General features: G+C 33.2%; 8 protein-coding genes. 6 read left to right on the forward strand and 2 right to left on the reverse strand.

What is annotated here, in order from left to right; genetic code table 11:
• Window positions 1-9 precede the first annotated feature (9 nt).
• Window positions 10-3,984 (reverse strand): non-ribosomal peptide synthetase, encoded by a 3,975-nt coding sequence (locus OZP15_RS04705; protein WP_281337150.1) that lies wholly within the window; start codon window positions 3,982-3,984, stop codon window positions 10-12.
• An 83-nt stretch (window positions 3,985-4,067) separates the two neighbouring features.
• Entirely contained in the window at window positions 4,068-10,673 is a 6,606-nt protein-coding gene (locus tag OZP15_RS04710) for a polyketide synthase (RefSeq protein ID WP_281337151.1), read from the reverse strand.
• A 459-nt stretch (window positions 10,674-11,132) separates the two neighbouring features.
• Between OZP15_RS04710 and OZP15_RS04715 the strand changes: the two genes are divergently transcribed.
• From OZP15_RS04715 to OZP15_RS04740, 6 genes are all read left to right on the forward strand, one after another.
• Complete coding sequence (locus OZP15_RS04715) at window positions 11,133-13,205, forward strand: DUF8693 domain-containing protein (protein WP_281337152.1); 2,073 nt, start codon at window positions 11,133-11,135, stop codon at window positions 13,203-13,205.
• A gap of 638 nt (window positions 13,206-13,843) precedes the next feature.
• Entirely contained in the window at window positions 13,844-14,263 is a 420-nt protein-coding gene (locus tag OZP15_RS04720; protein ID WP_281337153.1) for a T9SS type A sorting domain-containing protein, read from the forward strand.
• Window positions 14,260-14,988: a DUF8740 domain-containing protein gene (locus OZP15_RS04725; protein WP_269227346.1), complete on the forward strand. Its 729-nt coding sequence runs from the start codon at window positions 14,260-14,262 to the stop codon at window positions 14,986-14,988. The genes OZP15_RS04720 and OZP15_RS04725 overlap by 4 nt, the downstream gene beginning before the upstream one ends.
• The gene (locus OZP15_RS04730) at window positions 14,985-17,186 is read left to right on the forward strand and encodes a hypothetical protein (protein ID WP_281337154.1); all 2,202 of its coding nucleotides are present in this window, start codon (window positions 14,985-14,987) and stop codon (window positions 17,184-17,186) included. The genes OZP15_RS04725 and OZP15_RS04730 overlap by 4 nt, the downstream gene beginning before the upstream one ends.
• 472 nt (window positions 17,187-17,658) lie before the next feature.
• Window positions 17,659-18,012, forward strand: a complete 354-nt coding sequence (locus tag OZP15_RS04735) for a hypothetical protein (protein ID WP_281337155.1) — start codon at window positions 17,659-17,661, stop codon at window positions 18,010-18,012.
• A 159-nt stretch (window positions 18,013-18,171) separates the two neighbouring features.
• Complete coding sequence (locus OZP15_RS04740; RefSeq protein WP_281337156.1) at window positions 18,172-19,584, forward strand: nucleotide sugar dehydrogenase; 1,413 nt, start codon at window positions 18,172-18,174, stop codon at window positions 19,582-19,584.
• The last annotated feature ends 80 nt before the right edge of the window (window positions 19,585-19,664 follow it).

Here is a 19,664-nt window from a genome sequence, read left to right on the forward strand (position 1 = left end):
ACTATTTCATTATGTGTTTGAATGTCTTTTGTTTAAAATTTCTTGCATTTTTTTTGCTAAAATGATGTCGTTGGGTGGCGCTACAATATTCAAATGATTACCAGATATATTGTGGATATTAATTCCACCTGCAGCTGCTTTTTTCCATCCCAAGTAAGTCGGGTCTAATTTGTATTCTTCTTCATCTGTTGCTCTAAATAAATCGACTTCAATGTTTTGAGGTTTAAGATGATAGCGGTCAACAATAGAGTCAACCATACTGTTGGCTTTTGAAAATTTATCAAAAGCAAAAGCTTCTTGTTCTGTCATGATGTATTTTGTGCCAAAATATTTTTTTAGAATATGTTCTTTTTTGGCATTGAAACGCATCTTAAAACCTTTCCAACTGGTAAGCATTTCTTTTAGAAAATCTAACCTTCTGTGGGTGTTGTCCAAGTAGCGAATTAGTTTTTTTTGCTGGAGTGTTTTATAGTAATAAGAGGAATCAACATAAGTATCAAGTAATGCGGTTAAGCTAACATTTTTTCCTTGTTCTTTTAATTGACGTGTCATTTCAAAGGCAATGATACCGCCAAAAGAAAATCCTGCTAACGCATAAGGACCATTGGGGTGAATTTTCACAATAGCATCTATATAATGTGCAGCCATATCTTCAATGGAATCGTACCACTCGTCATATTTTTTGGCACTACCTTGAATAGCATAAATGGGTTGATCTTCGTCGAAATGTTTGCTTAAATTAACAAAATTTAAAACATCCAGTCCTGCTCCATGTACAATAAAGAGAGGTACTTTGCTTCCGTTTTGTTTTATTGGTACCAAACAATCTGATTCAATTTTATTATCAGGATTCAATAATTGAGCAAATTTTTCGATAGTAGAATATTCAAATAAAGAAGATATAGGAATTTGTTTTCCTATTTTTTTCTCTATTTCAATCATCACTTTTACCGCCTTGATAGAATGCCCTCCTATTTCGAAAAAATTACTATAAATATCAATATGTTCTAAATTTAAGCTCTCTTTCCAAATAGTGGCAACTAATTTTTCTTCTTCTGTACGAGGAGCTGTGTATTCTGGTATGCTTTCCCAATTAGATTTGTATTCTGATAATGCTTTTCGATCTATTTTATCATTTGATGTTGTAGGCATTTTTTCCAGAATATGAAAAACATGGGGCACCATAAAAGTAGGCAATTGTGATTCTAATTCATTTCTCCATAATTGAATTTGATTCTGTTGATTTGTGATTTCATTTTCGGCTACAATAAATGCTATAAGAATATCATTTTTGGCCAATACTGCAGCTGTTTTAATATTGTCTATTGACATTAAGCTGTGTTCAATTTCGCCTAATTCTATTCTATAACCTCTTACTTTCACCTGATGATCTTTACGTCCAAGGCATTGCACTTGACCATTTGGGAGCAATTTTCCTAAATCTCCAGAAAGATACATTTTGCCATTTGATTCCTTTTCGAAGTGATTGGGAATAAAACGTTCTTCAGTCAAATCTGGACGATTCAAATAGCCTAATGAAACTCCGTCTCCAGCAATTACTATTTCGCCTATTTCGCCTTGTCTTACAGGATTTCTATTAGCATCTAATAAATAAACAATTGTATTTGCTATGGGTTTTCCAATTGTTATTGGATCATCATTTATTGAAATTTGAGTCAGTAAAGAACAAACAGTCGTCTCGGTAGGCCCATAAATATTCCACAATTCATCACATTTAGCTAGCAATTCATGGGCTAAAGGTTTTGGAACTGGTTCGCCCCCAATTAATGCTTTTATGGGTAATGGTTTTTCCCAACCCGAGTCTAGAAGAATTTGCCATATACTTGGCGTTCCCCACATCATCGTGATTTTATCCTCAACAGCTTTTTTTAGTAAAAGTCGTCCATCTCTTCTGGTTTCTTCATTCACAAATACAACACAAGCTCCAAAAAGTAAAGGAAGATAGGTTTCCATTACCATAGCATCAAAAGAGATTGTTGTTACTGAAAATATTTTATCTTTTGCACTAATTCCTGGTGCTGCAGCCATCGAATAAACAAGGTTAATGGCATTGCAATGGGCAACTTGAACTCCTTTTGGTTTTCCTGTAGAACCAGAGGTGTAAATAATATAGGCAGCAGATGTAGTGTCCACTTTGAAGTCTATAGCTGCTGTTGGTAAATCTTCAATAGCACTTAAAATAGTTGCAATAGAAATTGCATTTACTTTATCAGGCAAACCTTTTTTTGAATTTAAACCTATGTAGAAAGTAGCATCAGCATCCTCGATCATTAGGTTGAGTCTTGCATCAGGATACATAGGATCAATAGGGATATATGACGCACCACATTGTAAAACTGCAAACATGGATGCGATTAGTTCAGGCGATCTATCTAAAGAAACAGCAACAATTTGCCCAGGTCTTAAACCTTGAGACCAAAGATAATTTGCTGTTTGATTGATCATTTTTTCTAACTCACCGTATGTTATTGGTTTGTTTTGAAATTCCAGAGCTATAGCATTGGGTTGCGTTTTGGCCTGCACTGCAAAAAGTTCGTGTAAGGTACTTTTGGGATAATCCATTGTAGTCACACTTATTGTGTTGTTTTGGCTTGTAAAATCTTGAGATACAATTTGACCTAAAGTTTTTGAAGAATCTTCAACGGTTTTTTGTACCAGTTCTTCAAAAGAAACCATCATGTTTTTAATGGTTTCAGGATTGAATAGTGCTTCATTGTATGACCATTCGAAAACTAGATTTTTTTCGTTACCACTAGCATTTACAAAAATTTCAAAAACCCCATAAGCTTTTGGATTGCTTCTCATTTTATAAGTCAAATTAGAGAAATCAACACCATCAGTCATGCCCAAATCAATATTGAATGCAATAGGTACAAGAGGGATTCGAGAAGGATCACGGGCAACATTTAATTGCTGCAAAAGATTTCCAAAACTTAATTGGGAGTGCTCATAAGCATCAAATAGTTCTGATTTGCGCTGTTTTAAATATTCTTTGAAACTTATATTTGCAATTGGTTTACTTCTTAAAGGAAGTAAACTAACACAGTGTCCTATTAAGTTATTCATGCCTGCCACAGGTTGTCCTGCCACAGGAAGTCCTATTACGATGTCGTCCTGACCTGTTAATTGGTATAAAAATAATTCAAAACTAGTTAATAAAGTTGATACTAAACTAGAACCAACACTTAAGCCCGTTTGTTTTAGTTTAGCCAATAAATCGCTGTCTAGAGCTACATCTAAACGCTTACTTTTAAAGGTTCGGAGCGATGGTCTAGGATTATCAGTCGGAACATTTAAAACAGGTATAGAATTTTCATAAACCTCAAGCCAAAACTTTTCTGTTGCTTTGTTTTCATCACTTATTGAAAACAATTGCTCTTCATTTGCATAAGCACTGAATGCTATTGGTAAAGGGAGATCTGGTGCTTTATTTGTGATATAAGCAGAGTAAATACTACCTAATTCTTGCAATATAATTCCAATTGACCATCCATCACAAATAATATGATGTGCTGTAATTACTAGGGTATGACTATTTTCAGCAAGTTTAAGCAAACTCACTTTTAATAATGGTTCGTGAACAAGATCAAAAACGAAATAGGCATCTTCTGTGGTATATTTATCCAAAGCCTGTTTTTTATCAATCTCTTCTAAATTGGATAAATCTATTGTAGCAAGTTTTATAGTAGATTGTTTGTAAATTGACATATAAACGCCATCCGTACTAAAAGTAGCACGAAGCGCTTCGTGTCTTTCTACTAATGTTTGAATAGCCCTTTCCATTGCTATCGAATCTAGAGAACCTGAAAAGTCCATCGAAATGGACTCATTGTAGGCTCTTGCGGCATCACTTCCTCCAAAATAACATGCTGTCCAAATTTCGGATTGCGATTTTGTTGTATGAACAACAAGTTCTAATTCAGGACCTGCAAAAGGATCAAAAATGTGGTTTTGACTAGACATATTCTCTGGACTGTTTGGTAATTGTATTGTTTTTAAGCTATAAAATTAATAGCTATAAATTAATTATTTTATTAAAATATAAATTATAAATCTATTTTAAGATATTCTCCTTTTTTAGTAGAATCAGCAATAAACCAAGCTGGATTTCCATTTCTGTCTCGTCCTAGTTTTGCACCCTCTACCGGAGGATTGTTATTACTAATTACCGGGCTGTTTACACTCGATTCTTTTGGAGTTGAGATTTTAGATTTATTAGTAATAAAAAATCCTGAAGCAACCATTTTGTCAAGACAATTTTTGAACGTATTGATGAGTTGTATAAGATCTTCTTCAGTATAGGCTTCGGTCATAAAGCATGGAAAACCATCCCAAATGTGAATTCCATTTTCACGAAGCAAAGTAAATAACAATTCGCCATAAAGTACATCGTCATTAAATTTAAGCCTCCATAGAGAACCAAAATGATTGATTATCATTGGTGAATCTTTTTTCTTGAATTCAGCATTTAATTCAGATGCCAAACGGCTGGTCATATTGTTTAGTTTTTCTTGTAAAGCAGGACCTTGTTTTTTGAGATGAAGAAGAGAAGCTTTAGAAGCTGCAAGTGCCAGCGGATGTCTAACAAAAGTACCAGCAAAATAAGTAACTCCTATTTCAGGAATAGAATCGTCTCCGAATTGCCATTGTCCACCATCTAATGCGTCTAAATACTTACGATTACCAGTAATGGCTCCGATAGAAAGTCCTCCACCGATGACTTTTCCGTAAGTAGCTATATCAGCTTTAATATCGAAAAGGGCTTGAGCGCCACCAGGGTGCATTCGGAATCCAGTTATAACTTCATCAAAAATAAGTGCAATATCAGATTGAGTCGTTAGATTTCTTAAATTTTTTAAAAAAGCTACAGGTTGAAATTCAGGTCTTCTGCTTTGAACAGGTTCTACCAGTACAGCTGCTATTTCATCGGCACGTTCTGTAATGATGCGAAGACTTTCGTCTGTTCCATATTCTAAAATTAACATATTCTGAACCGATTCTGGCATGATTCCAGGCGCAGCAGGAAAAGTGACTAATTTTTTTGAACCACGAACTAAAACTTCGTCAACAATACCGTGATAAGAACCTGAAAAAGCGACTATCAAAGAACGTCCTGTTACAGTTCTGGCAATACGCATGGCACCTAAAACCGCTTCAGAACCTGTGTTGCAAAGTGCAGCACGATCGTGCTTGGTAAATTCGCAAAGTAGTTCACAAACCTCTCCGGCAAATGGATGTTGAGGACCTACTTCAAATCCGTTCTCCACTTGTTGGTGCAATGCTTCTTTAATAAAATCAGGTTGATGACCAAACATGCTAGAACCAAATCCATTTAGCGCATCAATATAGACATTACCATCAATATCCCAAAGACGGTTTCCGCTAGATTTTTCGATTACAATTGGATAAACGATTTCTTTTGTCAATGGTTTAAATCCAGTAACCACTCTAGGATCGGCCATTGTACTTCTATTCTTTTGAGCATAAGATTTGCTTGCTCCCGTTTTCGTTGTGTATCTTACAATTAGTTCATCTAAAAAATCCTTTTGAGATTGACTCATCGAATTTGCCTTTTTTTCAATTTTTGGAGAAGCTCCAAATGGTTTTTGATGTTCGGCAATTTCCTCGGCAGTTCTTACGTCTTCGTTAGTTTTTTTTGTAAATACAATTGGTTCTGGTTCTTGATATACTTGTTGAGGAATTTCGTTAGACGAAACGATTGGGTTTCCTTGAAGCAGTTCCATTTGTTTTCCTAACAATTGAAGTTGCTGCGCTATCAATCCTAAAGCCGTATTGTTTTGACTGTTTGATACAGAAAAATTCGTATTTGTTAAAGGTACAGGAGCTGTAATAGTATCAGAAACTCTTGGTGCAGGAGCAGGTGGATTGAATTCCTCTTTTGGAAGATTTTGATCAAGGTAATCTGCCAAAAGTGATGGTGAACTAAATTCTTCGTTAAGTTGGCGGAAGGTTATCGGTAGTTTGAAATCTTTCTTTAATTTAGTAGCCAGTTGCGTAAGTGTTAATGAATCTAATCCTAGATCTAAAAAACTTTGAGAAGAAGCATTAGTTGGGTAATCAATACCTGATGTTTGACTTACGATAGAAGAAATCTCTGTGAGGATAGTAGTTTTTCTCATAGGTTTATTTTTAATAGGATTGCTAATCGAATCTTGTGTTATGATTGTATTTGGGGTTGAATTTTGTATTGTTGTCATTGGAGGATCAATCCAACACAGTTTACGATCAAAGACATAACTTGGCAAGTTTATTTTTTGTCTTTCTTGGTTTTTGTAAAAGTTATTCCAATCCGGTTCAATGCCTTTAAGCCATAATTCTCCTAAAGCATTTAACAAAGAATGGTATTCGTTTTCTTGATTTTTAGGAAGGGTTAAACTCGAAAAAGCTGCAGTGCTTTTGCCTACTCCTTGTTGTTTGGTCAAAGTGGTTAATGTTTGACCTGGTCCTGCTTCCAAGAAAATAATATCTTCTAATTTTAATAAAGTATCTGCTGCGTCAGCAAAACGAACTGTATTACGTAAATGATTCGTCCAGTATTTAGTATCTATCGCTTCTTCATCTTTAAGCCAAGTTCCTGTAACGGTGGATACAATTGGTAAATTGGGTTTGTTAAGTTGAATTTTTTTCGCCTCTGATTCAAAGGTTTCCAAAATAGGATCCATCATATTAGAGTGAAAAGCATGACTAGTAAATAATAATTTATTAGCAATTTCTTTTTCGTCTAAAGTTTTAGCAAACTCATTTGTTTTTTCAGTTTCGCCAGCTACAACACATAAAACACTAGAGTTTATAGCAGCTATCGAAAGCGTTTCAGGAAGAATTGTTTTTAATTCATCTTCCGAAAGCCTTACTGATAACATGCTTCCATTAGGAAGTTCACTTACTAATCGACCTCTAACGGCAATTAAATGTAAGGCATCTTCTAAACTAAAAATTCCTGCCAAATGTGCCGCTACAAATTCTCCAATACTGTGTCCGCAAAATACTGTTGGTTTGATTCCCCAACTTAACCAAAGTTGAGCTAAAGCATATTCTGTTACAAATAAAGCAGGTTGTGTGTAGCGAGTATTTTTTAGTTTTGCTTCTGTTTCAGGAGTTACTGTTTCAGGATATAAAATTTCACGAATGTCTAATTGTAATTCACTCAATAAAAAATCGGCACAGGTATCAACAGCTTCTTTATAAACGATTTCGTTTTTATAAAGATTCATTCCCATTTGAGAAAATTGAGATCCTTGTCCTGGGAAAAGGAAAGCAAGTTCGCTAGGTGCTGTTTTTAAGATTGTACTTTTTGTTTTGTATTTGTCTGTTGAAAGTAATTCTTGACTTGCATCAACGCTATTTTTTGCTAGTAGAAAACTTCTGTGAATGAAACTATCACGCGTTTTATTTAACGAAAAAGCAACGTCTGCCAATGGTAAGTCTGGTGTCGATTCAAGAAAATTACCTAATTCGGTTTCATAACCTTTTAAACTATTTTCAGATTTGGCAGACCACATCAGTAGTTCCAGCGGACGACCTGATCCAGAAATTTTTTGTTCAGCAGGATATTCTTCTACGACAAGGTGAACATTCGTTCCGCCCACGCCAAACGAACTTATACCAGCTCTTAACGGTTGGTCTGATTCCCAACTACGTAATTTTGAATTCACGAAAAACGGACTGTTTTCAAAATCAATCACAGGATTAGGGTTTTCAAAACCTAATGAAGCTGGTATTAGTTTATTATTTATAGCCAAGATTGTTTTTATCAATCCAGCTACACCAGCAGCAGCAGTTAAATGTCCCATGTTGCTTTTTATCGATCCAATAGCGCAATAACCGTTTTTAGGTTGCTCGCCAAAAGCCATTTTAAGTCCTTCTATTTCTATAGGATCGCCAAGAGGAGTTGCGGTTCCGTGTGTTTCAATATAGCTAATAGTGTCGGGTGTTATTTGCGCATCTTGAATGGCCTTCATGATAGCTTCAGCTTGCCCTTCAGTGCTTGGAGCAGTAAAACTACCTTTGTTACCACCATCATTGGTAACTCCTATTCCTTTTATGATTCCATATATTTTGTCGCCGTCTTTTTGGGCTTGGTCTAAATTTTTCAGAAGAACAACACCGGCTCCGTCACTAAAAACGGTTCCTTTTGCAGACGCGTCAAATGAGCGACAATGTCCATCTGAACTTAGCATTGATCCTTCTTGATAAAGGTGTCCGCTAAAAATAGGTGCCGTTATACTAGAACCTCCAGCCAGTGCAACATCACATCGACCATTTCTGATGGCTTCGACTGCTTCGGCAATTGCAAGTAATGAAGTAGAACAAGCGGAATGAACACTTACAGCTGGCCCTTTCAGGTTTAATTGATAAGCAGTCCTTGTGGCTACATAATCTTTTTCGTTTACTGTTTCTGCTTGAAAATAACCAACTTGATCTAAAACGGCTGTGTTTGTTAGTATGTTTTTTTTGTAATAAGAGTTTGTGCCAGTACCTGCATAAATACCAATGTTTCCTTTGTAATGTTTTGGTAAATACCCGGTTTGTTCCAACGCTTCCCAAGCAATCTCCAAAAATAAGCGTTGCTGCGGATCCATTGCTTCGGCTAGTTTTGGATTGATTCCAAAAAAGGCAGCGTCAAAAGTATTGGCAGAAGGAATAATTCCACGAGCTCCTACATAAAGCGGATCATTACGAAGAGCTTCTGGAATACTAGAATCTATTTCTTCGGGTTTAAAAAAAGAAATGGTTTCTTTGCCTTCTTTTAAAACTTCCCACAATTCGTTTATGGATTTTGCACCAGGGAATCTTCCTGCCATACCAATAATAGCAACGTTTGTTGATGGATTAGCATTGTTGTTTTTTCTAGCGTATGTATTTGGGTCAATTTTTTTATCGGCTTCTAGATAATTGGCGATTTCATAAATAGAAGGAAATTGATATAGTTTTGTTACTGGTAATTTGTATTTGTAATCTTTCAGTAAAAATGCGACTACTTTTTGAGCCAATAAAGAAGTTCCTCCTAATTCAAAAAAGTTGTCATCAATTCCAATTTTTGGTATGTGGAGTAAATTAGTCCAAACTTGGGTAATGTTTTTTTGTATAACAGTAGTAGCTTTTTTATAAAGAGGGGCGTTACTTGGTCTGCTGTATTCAGGTGCTGGTAATGATTTTTTATCAATTTTGCCACTAGATGTTTTTGGGAAATCTTTAATCAATATGAAGTAAGAAGGCATCATATAATCAGGCAGCAAATTCGATGTTTTTTCACGAATATCGTTTACATCAATTTCTTGGTTTGATTGAATGTAAGCTACTAATTGAGTTTGTCCTAAATGATTTGAAGCCAGAACCACAGTTTGTTGTATGCTGTCCAATGAGTTGATGGCTAATTCTACTTCGGCTAGTTCTATTCTGTGACCACTAATTTTAACTTGATCATCCTGACGGCCTAAAAATTCAATATTTCCATCTTCAAGATATTTCGCAATATCTCCTGATTTATAGATTCGAATGTTTTTGCCTTCGGGTGATTTCCATTCCAGAAATTTTTCGTTGGTTAATTCTTTGTTATTCAAATAACCTTCTGCTAAACATTCGCCAGTAATATATAGTTCGCCAATTTCTCCATTTTCCAAAATTTCTTGATTTTGGTTCAGGATTAGTATGGAAGTATTATCAATAGGTTTACCAATAGAAGGTAAAGTTGCCCAATTAGCAGGGTTTCCGTCTAGTTTTAATTCAGTTACTACATGACATTCAGTTGGTCCATATTGGTTATAGAGAACGCAATTATCAAGTTTGCTAAAAAAAGCATTTACTTCGGGTGTGATTTTAAGTTGCTCGCCAGCAGTCATTATTTCTTTAAGCGAACTTGGAAATATATCGGTGCTTAAAGCAGCATCTGCTAGAGCTTGTAGCGCTACAAAAGGCAAAAATAGTCGGTTAACTTGTTGCTCTTTTATATAATTTATGAGCGCAATCATATCTAGCCTCAAATATTCGTCAATAAGTACAAGAGTGCCTCCAGTACTTAAGGTAGCCATAATTTCTTGGAAAGAAACATCAAAACTCAAAGGAGCAAATTGTAAAGTACGTGTTCCGTTTTTACTGGTTGAGTTTTTGTTTTGCCAATTGATAAGGTTTATGACCGCATCTTGCCCCAAACACACTCCTTTTGGTTCTCCTGTTGATCCTGAAGTGTATAGTATGTATGCTGCATTTTGAGCTATTTCATCTTGCTTGCAACCTGAATCTGTTGAGGTTTTGAGATTGTTATTCAATAATTTAAGCCCCATAGAAACCACATGTTCTTCATCAGCTTTGTTAGATAGGCAAAAGGTAAGATTAGAATTTTTGATAATATTTTGAATCCGATTTTTTGGGTATCCAAAATCAATCGGAAGATAAGCTTTGCCCGATTTTAAAATTGCTAACATAAAAACAATTTGATCTATACCTCGTGTTGTAGATAGTCCAATGATGTATTCATCTTTTGCATTTGCTAAAAGGGCATGGTGTACTTCAGAAACTTTTTGTTCTAATTGCTTGTAGGTAAGATGTATATTTTGAAATGCAATGCAATAATCGTTAGGGTGAAGTCTCACCGCATTTTCAAAAAGCAAATATAAATTATTGTTTTCTTTCATTTTCTTATCGATTATTTTGTCATTCAAATCCAGACTTACTTTTTGTTATGGTAAACTAGGATATTTTTTTGTACAACTCTATCAAGTAAACCAGTTTGTGAATTATTCTAATTTTCTTCTTAAAAACTGAAACAAAAAAATAAAAAATCAGGCACTAATTATTGCATTTTCTGTACAAAGCTATATTTCTCGATGAATAACATATTTTGTGTCGTGACAACTTTATTCTATCGGTGCGATTATTCTATTTTAATTTTTCAAAGAGTTAATTGTCTTGTCTTTATCACTTTAAAAAAAAGGTGCTAAAAAATATTTTTTTACAAATATATAAAAAAATAAGTCAATAGCTACTTATGAATGTAATTTTGTGTATTTCATCGGAAATAACAAGTATTTTGTCGATTTTATTTTAATTTTTAATAATATAGCAATGTAATCATTTTAAAGCCCCCTTAAACTGTGAAACATCTCTACTCAAAAAAAATTAGCCTACCCTTAATGATGACCTTGCTGATTTCTTTCAAAGGAATTAGCCAAACATCAAATGTTAGTAATAATACTGTTATGCAAACGTTGAATGCAACTGGTAAGGATGCTGTTGGAAGTTCTGGTACAGTTACTTACTCTATTGGACAAGTATTTTATACTTATATTGGTCAATCCGATTACAATGTAACTCAAGGGATACAACAAGAAGACATTAAGCCAAATGCAATTGCAGGAACCATTTCTGGTAATCAATCTATTTGCTCTAATTCACAACCAAGTTCTATAGTCCTAACAGGTAATAGAGGAACTATCCAGTGGCAATCTTCAACTGACAATGTAAATTTTACAGATGTAGTAGGAGAGACAACAAATACTTTGATGGGTAATTCAATAGGAGCTATAACTTTGACTAAATATTTTAGAGCGGTGGTAAGAAGTGGAGTTTCGTCTGCAACATCTTCAACGGTTGTGATTGAAGTGCCAACGACCACTTGGAATGGTGTTTCATGGGATAATGGTGTTCCTACGAGTACAACATCAGCAATTATAAGTGGTAATTATAATCTCCCTGCAAATATTAATGCCTGCACTTTGACTGTGAATAATAATGCAGTGGTGGTTATTCCTTCAGGTTTTAATGTAACTTTAAATGAAAGTATAACAGTGAGTTCAGGTAGTTTTACCTTAAGCAACAATGCTAATTTGATACAATTGTCAAATGTTGCTAATTCAGGAAATATTATTGTAAATCGTGAAAGTTTGCCTTTACTGCGACTAGATTATTCGTTATGGTCTTCTCCAGTAACTAATAATAGTGTTAATTTATTATCATTTTCTCCAGCAACCAATACGAATAGATTTTACGGATTTAATACATCTACCAATTTATACACCGCAGTTGATCCATTGACAACTAATTTTTCTTTAGGTCAAGGTTGTTTGATTCGTATGCCAAATGATACTTCGTCAGATGTTAAGACTATTTTTGCAGGATCTTTTGTAGGTGTTCCAAACAATGGTACTATTCCTGTTGCTATGGCAAATGAAGGTGCAGGAAGACGATTTAATTTAGTAGGAAATCCGTATCCATCGCCAATTAGTATTTCCCAGTTTGTTACAGACAATGCTGATAATATTACAGGCACATTATATTTTTGGAGAAAAACAAATAATTCGGCTAGTCCTTCCTACTGCACATGGACAGCGGGTACTTTTATATCAAATGGTGAAGTTCAAACAGCAAATTTGAGTGAAATTATTCAAACAGGTCAAGGGTTTATTGTTGAGGCTTTAAATTCAGCAACAGCAGTTACTTTTAATAACGGACAAAGAGCAGTAAATAATTCGAATCAGTTTTTTAAAACAAAAACTGTTGAAAAAAACAGAATTTGGTTAAATGCAACCAATTCAGCAGGAAATTTTTCTCAAATGGCTGTTGGTTACATTACTGACGCAACCTTGGCAGTAGATCAATATGATGGAAAATATTATAATGACGGAGTTGTTGCTTTAAATTCATTTCTTGATAATACTGATTATGTTGTTCAAGGACGTCCTTTACCATTTGATGGAACAGATGAAGTTCCTTTGAGTTTTAAAACAACAACTACAGGTGATTATACAATTGCAATTGATCATGTGGATGGCTTGTTTACGAACGTACAAGATATTATTTTGAAAGACAATGAAAAAGGGATTGAAATTAATCTAAAACAAAATCCTTATACTTTTAATGCCTCTGCGGGAGTTACAACTACAAGATTTTCATTGAAATATCAAAAAACATTAGGTGTTGATTCCTCATTATTGGATGAGAATAATGTATTAGCATACTTAAAGGAGGGTCAAATTTATATCAAATCAAATAAATTATCTATCGATACTGTTAAGATATATGACATTAGAGGTCAGTTATTGGTAGAAAAAAATAATATAAATGCAAACGAAGCTAGTTTTGGGGCTTCAAGATATGCAAATCAAGTACTGATTGTGAAAATTACATCAGAAGAAGGTACTGTCGTGAGTAAGAAGCTGATTAATTAGAATTGGTATTCGTGTTTGATATAATAAAGTTTAAAACAATTTTCGATTTGTTTTCGATTTTATGTTTTAGCGATTTTTTATAAAAACTGGTAAATAATGTTTTTTTGTAAAACGCTCAAAATCAGTTTTATGTTTTTATGATTCAATAGTGAATGTTTATTTAAAACCCTTAATAGTTATGAAATAGAAATAATAATCAGGTGTATTTTGAAAATTAAACAAAAAGGAAAGGTAAGTTATAATTAATAAGATAAATAATCGTTATTTTGCATCAGATTTTAAGTTAATTGAAAGGATAAAATTTTAGGTATCAATTTTTTATAGGTTAAAGTAATATCTTTCAAAATGCTTTTTTAGATTGTTAATTACCTGTTGACAACTATGATTTTTCAACATATTTGTAGTCTTATAATTATTAAATATGTTAAATTTGTGTTTTTGGTCGAAATAATGTATTTTTTATCGACTTTGTTTTTTTTATTTTAAATATTTTTGCATTAATATATTTATTATCTAAAAAAGTCCTAAACACTGTGAAGCATTTAAACTTAAAAATCACAAACCTCCTCATAATTATGATGTTGTTTTTTTCTTTCAAAGGTGTTAGCCAAAATACTCAAACAATTACAAATAATATCATGGGAACTATTAATGCGTCAGGAACCGATGCCTCTGGTAGTTCAGGTACAGTAGCCTACTCGATAGGGCAGGTATTTTATACTTACATAGGCTTTTCTGTTTATAATGTGGCTCAAGGTATTCAGCATGAAGTAGCAAATAATTCACTTGCCAAACCTGAAGTTAGTATTGAACCTAAAACAGAATTGTTCATTTTTCCAAACCCGACAACAGATTTTGTCAATATCAAAATGGAGGGTTATGAAAATGAATCAAAATCATATCAGCTTTATGACTTTCAAGGAAGGCTTTTAAAGCAAGATGTGATAAATCAGAATGAAACTCAAATTAGTTTGTATAATTTAAGTTCCTCTGTTTATATACTTCAAGTATATCTTAATAATAAAATTTTGAAAACATTTAAAATATTAAAAAAATGAAACTAAAACTTACCATTCTATTGTTTATGACTATTGTGCTTAACATTTTTGCACAGTCACCAGAAAAAATGAGTTATCAAGCAATTATTCGATCGCAAGACAATAGCTTGGTAATCAATTCGAATATAAGTCTCAAAATTATAGTACATCAAGGTACAGTAACAGGAACCAATGTGTATCAAGAAACACATTCTGTTACCACAAATAGTAATGGTTTAGTCTCTCTAGAAATTGGAACAGGAAGAATTATTATAGGTAATTTCAGTACTATAGCTTGGGAAAAGGGACCTTATTTTATAGAAACACAAGTAGATGTCACAGGAGGATCAAATTATAATATTATTGGAGCTTCACAACTTTTGAGCGTCCCTTATTCCTTACATGCAAAAACAGCAGAAAGGCTAGTAGGAGCTAATCCTTATAAAGCGGCCATTGTTCCATTTACCTCTTCTAGAAGCATCACAAGTACAGATATTAATAATATAATAGAATGTACAACCTCGGGAACACTAACTTTGACTTCTGGATTTGGAGCTATGGCAGTAGGAGATGTTGTTAATTTAGAAGCTCATAACGGGGCAGTATTAACTATACAAGCAGCATCAGGCGTGACAATTAATTATACTGCAAATGGTAGTGCAACGTTTACTAGTACTGCTGGTAACGTTAGGTTTGGGTTGTTAAGAAAATCGGGTCTAAATGCTTATATAATTTCGGGACAATGAAAAATTTAATTTATTTTCTTTCGCTCTTTTCAACAGTAGTTTTTTCGCAAAACTACAACTACGGTATTGAGGAGCGTCCAAAGCAAACAACTCCTGCTAAACCAGCTGGTGTAAATAATCAATTAGAAGAAATTGAATATTTCAAGGCTTATTTGTTGCCATTGTCGCAAAAAGCTACTATTCAAAAAGCACTAGATACTTATGGATCCGTACGTTTAGAAAAAGGCGATTATTCAGGAGTGCCAATTGTTATGAAAAGTAATCAAAAGTTGTATGGACACAATACTTTAAATCCAGTATCGCGAATTACAATAGCCGCTGGAAGCACAAATGTACATTTAGAAAGCTTAAATATTGATGGTGCTGGACAAGGAATACAATTTGAAGCAGGTAATCCAATAACAAATTGTATTATTAAAACTACAAAATACGGAACAATAACTGCTGTAGGTGCTAAATTAGAAAATAATCTATTTATTAATATATTAAGTAGAATTCATTTTGATTTTAGTGCAACAGGATATTATAGAAACAATAAATTTATAAAACAACAATCAGGAATAGTTTCTCCTATAGTTTTGATTAAGGGGAATAGTATCACTCCTAGTAATGGGAATGTGCATTTTTGGACAAATTTATTAACTCCTTGGGGTGACGGAATGGTTCTTGATAATTTAGGTGATACAACATTTATAGGAGTTGATGCTGAAGGTTGGAACGGTACTGGTTCTAGTGTTGGTAACAAGGCTGCTATTTATGCAAGAAATATGAGTAATTTGAAGTTAGCAGAAGTAGGAGGTGCTAATGGTTATTCACCTGTTAAAACACCAGGTTTTGATATTCAAGCTAATAATTTATTATTGATACACCCAGCAATTGGTAGTGATGCTATAAGTTTAGTATCTCCAAATGCAAATGTAGTAAATGTTGGGGCTTATATGAACTACGCTAGAAGTACAGGAACAGTAACGGGTTATGATATAACAGCTCAACGTTATCATTATCCTGATAATACTCAAGATGTTTTGTATAATGGTGTCGTTCAGAGTACAATAACTACTCCAGCTACTGTATCGACAATTAAAAATGCTTTTTTAGGAACAAAACTAACTCCTTGGACAAAACCCAATTGGGAAACATTACCAGATCCATTAGGTGTAAATTGGAAAACTGAAAGAATAGGAAAGCCAGATAGTAGAGATTATATTCAAAATTTGATTAATACTAAAGGTATTGCTGAACTTCCAGAGGGTGTTTTTTATATTGGGTCTACTTTAAATGTAAGTGGTCAAAATCAAGGTATAATAGGGTCTGGTACTGGAAAAACTGTTATATGCGGGTTGACAGATGATTTTCCGCTAATAACTATGGTATCATTCGTCAATGGAATAAATTATCATCTTTCTAATCTAACATTACAAGGAGGTAGTGTGGGTCAGTTTTTTCCTGAAAATTATGTGGGAACAGCTTATTTGAATACTAAATTTGTAGTTTACAGAGATCAAAAAATAGGTATCCACTATTATAAAATGGGTGGAACAGATAATTGTTTTTTTGATAATATTAGTTTTGTTAATTGTGGTGTTGGTATAATGCAAGAACCTAAAATGATTACAGATAATGTAGATATTTCTGGATATATTGATAAAGTTGTTTATTATAAAGGTCAGTATATTAATTGCGGAATTGGTACATCAAATCATGCCATGAGAGGAAATAATTTGAATTCATGGGTAGATTGTAAATATGATGGTAATCGAATAGCTTACAGTAATGGTAGTAATAATTTTTCAATAATGGCTAATTGTGATTTTACAAATACTACAGGTGAATATGTTGCAAAAGGAGGAGATTTGTCACTGTATGGTTGTAATTTTTATAATAACAGACCAACTATTGCATCTACTAACTTTGTTAATATATATGCTGAAGGTTGTAGTTTTTTGGATAAAGTACAGTTTGCAAGAGTGGTTCCTAATAATGATAATGGAGCTATAGTTATTAATTCAACTATTATTGGTGATGTGGTTACTAAAAATAGATCAGATAATAAAAAAGATAATTCATTATTCATAAATACAGCTTTACCTTTTCATCCCACACTGAGTAAATTTATGATGAAAGTAACTAATGGTAAACCAACTGTTGTTATTGAATCAGAACCTAACCCATATCCACAGTTTTTAGTAACTCAATAAAAAAATATAATTTGATAAAAAAAGCTTAAAATTAATACAAGTTAATTTTAAGCTTTTTTTGTGTGTATTTCTTTTTGCTTTGTTTTTAGTATAGTTTTCTTTAATTGTAATCAACCTTGAAATAAGCTAAAAGATGATTATGAAGTTTGTATTCTTTTTTAAAATTGATTATTAACTGTTGATAAAAGTAAAAATAGGTTATGTTGTATTTAATCGGATTTTAAAATCTTTTGACAGATTTATTATTGAGATAGTTTATCCTTATATATTTTTGAATAAAATTTAGAAGGTTTAATTAAAACAAAGCAATCTTTTAGCGTGATTACCCTTGGTGTAAAGGTGGTTTGTAGCAGAAATTAGAAATAAGTTTTTAAAGTAACTATCTGTTTGGAGCCTTTTTTAGATTTGCTTTAATATGAAAAACAAACAATAAAGAATAATCATTCGAAAATAATTTAGAACGAAGTTTTCAATGTCAAAAGAAAAAAAGATAATCACTTCCGAAGAATTCGATTTAGCTGTGCAAATAATAGCTGATTATAAAATGCAATTGGATAAGCAATTAAAAGAAGTTTTGGTTCGGAATCAAAAAATCGATATTCAAGGAGATATAAAAGAAAATAGCTTTAGGATGCTTCAAAGATATTATCAAATGTATTATGGTACAAAATTGAATTGGGAAGATTTGAAAACCATGGATAGACACCTGCTTGAGGCGATAGATTATGATAAAATAAAACAAATAAAAGGGTGTGGGCGTATGTCTTTATTTAATCTCAAGAAACTAATGATTTCTTATTCAGTTTTAGATAGAACGGAATTGTAAAAAGTGATAAAACAATTTATTTGTTGATTAATAAAAAATGCTTTTTGTATTAAAAATAAAACAAAAAAATACTAGAAAAATAGAAGCTACATTGCTTTGAATTATTTCCATTAGAATAGTAATATTACATATATTTGAATCAAAATTTAAAAGATTAAAATGAAAATAAAAAATATCTGTTGTCTAGGTGCTGGTTATGTTGGTGGTCCAACAATGTCAGTTATCGCTTTAAAATGTCCTGAAATAAAAGTAACTGTAGTCGATTTAAACCAAGCTCGTATTGCAGCTTGGAATGATGAAAATTTAGATAATTTACCTGTTTATGAACCAAGACTGGCTGAAGTAGTTGGAGAAGCGAGAGGTCGCAATCTTTTTTTCTCAACAGATGTTGATGCCGCAATTGATGCCGCCGATATGATTTTTATTGCAGTAAATACACCAACTAAAACCTATGGTGAAGGAAAAGGAATGGCTGCCGATCTTAAATTTGTTGAATTGTGTGCCAGACAAATAGCTCGAATTGCTAAAAATGATAAAATCATTGTAGAAAAATCAACTTTGCCAGTTCGAACTGCTGAAACTTTGCAAACTATTTTAGATAGTACTGGTAATGGTGTTCATTTTGAAGTGTTATCTAATCCGGAATTTTTAGCCGAGGGTACAGCAATCGACGATTTATTTAATGCCGATAGAGTATTGATTGGTGGAAAACAAACTCCAAAAGGGAAAGAGGCCATTCAAGCTTTGGTTGATGTTTATGCGCATTGGTTGTCGCCAAAACAAATTTTAACTACCAATGTTTGGTCTTCGGAATTATCAAAATTAACAGCAAACGCGTTTTTGGCACAAAGAATTTCTTCTATAAATGCACTTTCAGCCTTGTGCGAAGCTACAGAAGCTAATGTTGATGAGGTAGCTAATGCAATAGGAACTGATAGTCGAATTGGGCCTAAATTTTTGAAAGCCTCTGTAGGATTTGGAGGTTCTTGTTTTCAAAAAGATATTCTGAATTTAGTGTATTTGTGCCGCTTTTTCAATTTGCCCGAAGTCGCTAATTATTGGGAGCAAGTAATCATCTTAAACGATTATCAAAAATACCGTTTTGCTAAAAAAATTATTAGCTCTTTATTCAATACCGTTAGCGACAAAAAAATAACATTCTTGGGTTGGGCTTTCAAAAAAGATACGAATGACACTAGAGAATCTGCAGCAATTTATGTAGCGGAACATCTTATTGAAGACGGTGCTCAAATACATGTTTATGACCCAAAAGTTTCTGAAGCAAAAATTAAAGCTGATATGAGCTATTTGTGGGAACTAAATGGACTTACAGAACAAAGAATTGCATCAAAATTGAAACAAATATTTGTGTATAAGACACCAATGGAAGCAATGGATCAGGCTCATGCAGTAGCAATATTGACAGAATGGGACGAATTCAAAACGTATGATTGGGAAGCTATTTATACTAAAATGTATAAACCTGCTTTTGTATTTGACGGTCGTAATATTCTTGATGAAGAAAAATTAGCAGCAATAGGTTTTCAAGTAAAAGGAATAGGTAAAGGGTAATTTGCTCGTAAAGAAATAGATTGAGTTAGAAGATAGTTAGTACAGTTTTGAATTACAATATTTTTGGGTTAAAAAAACAG

This window comes from Flavobacterium eburneipallidum, from assembly GCF_027111355.2.
Taxonomy (GTDB): domain Bacteria; phylum Bacteroidota; class Bacteroidia; order Flavobacteriales; family Flavobacteriaceae; genus Flavobacterium; species Flavobacterium eburneipallidum.

What these genes read in the sequence shown, in the direction of transcription:
- OZP15_RS04730 (WP_281337154.1), top strand. Translation starts at nt 14,985, where the DNA reads ATGAAAAATTTAATTTATTTTCTTTCGCTCTTTTCAACAGTAGTTTTT.
- OZP15_RS04720 (WP_281337153.1), top strand. Translation starts at nt 13,844, where the DNA reads ATGGGAACTATTAATGCGTCAGGAACCGATGCCTCTGGTAGTTCAGGT.
- OZP15_RS04710 (WP_281337151.1), bottom strand. Translation starts at nt 10,673, where the DNA reads ATGAAAGAAAACAATAATTTATATTTGCTTTTTGAAAATGCGGTGAGA.
- OZP15_RS04725 (WP_269227346.1), top strand. Translation starts at nt 14,260, where the DNA reads ATGAAACTAAAACTTACCATTCTATTGTTTATGACTATTGTGCTTAAC.
- OZP15_RS04705 (WP_281337150.1), bottom strand. Translation starts at nt 3,984, where the DNA reads ATGTCTAGTCAAAACCACATTTTTGATCCTTTTGCAGGTCCTGAATTA.
- OZP15_RS04740 (WP_281337156.1), top strand. Translation starts at nt 18,172, where the DNA reads ATGAAAATAAAAAATATCTGTTGTCTAGGTGCTGGTTATGTTGGTGGT.
- OZP15_RS04735 (WP_281337155.1), top strand. Translation starts at nt 17,659, where the DNA reads ATGTCAAAAGAAAAAAAGATAATCACTTCCGAAGAATTCGATTTAGCT.